Annotated in this window: 1 protein-coding gene and 1 pseudogene; both read right to left on the bottom strand. The window is 52.7% G+C overall.

Features of this window, described 5'->3' with window-relative positions; translation table 11 throughout:
• Window positions 1-64 (bottom strand): annotated as a pseudogene (locus tag SB660_RS20520) (TetR/AcrR family transcriptional regulator); the annotation flags it as partial.
• A gap of 68 nt (window positions 65-132) precedes the next feature.
• A partial coding sequence (locus tag SB660_RS20515) for a PEP-utilizing enzyme (protein ID WP_410584174.1) occupies window positions 133-273 on the bottom strand: 141 nt, incomplete at its 5' end.

The raw sequence follows: 273 nt of genomic DNA, 5'->3' as shown, positions 1-273 counted from the left end.
ATCCTTTTTGGATGATCAGATTCATCGCGGCGTCAATAATTCTCTTGTTCGTCGTTCTCAACATGTTTCACCTCGCGTAAATACTGGCAGGACAAGTATACACCCGCCCTGCCCGTCAATAAAGAGGGAAACCTAGCATGAAGCGCGTTTGACAATCGTAATCTTGCCGTTTGTCCCGTCTACCGTGACGATATCTCCGTCGTTGAGCCTGTCAGTCGCGGCACGTGTGCCGAGAACGGCCGGGAGCCCGTATTCTCTCGCGATGATCGCCGC

This window comes from Bacillus sp. SIMBA_005 (genome assembly GCF_046535585.1).
GTDB classification, from domain to species: domain Bacteria; phylum Bacillota; class Bacilli; order Bacillales; family Bacillaceae; genus Bacillus; species Bacillus pumilus.
This window is presented reverse-complemented; position numbering and strand designations above follow the sequence as displayed.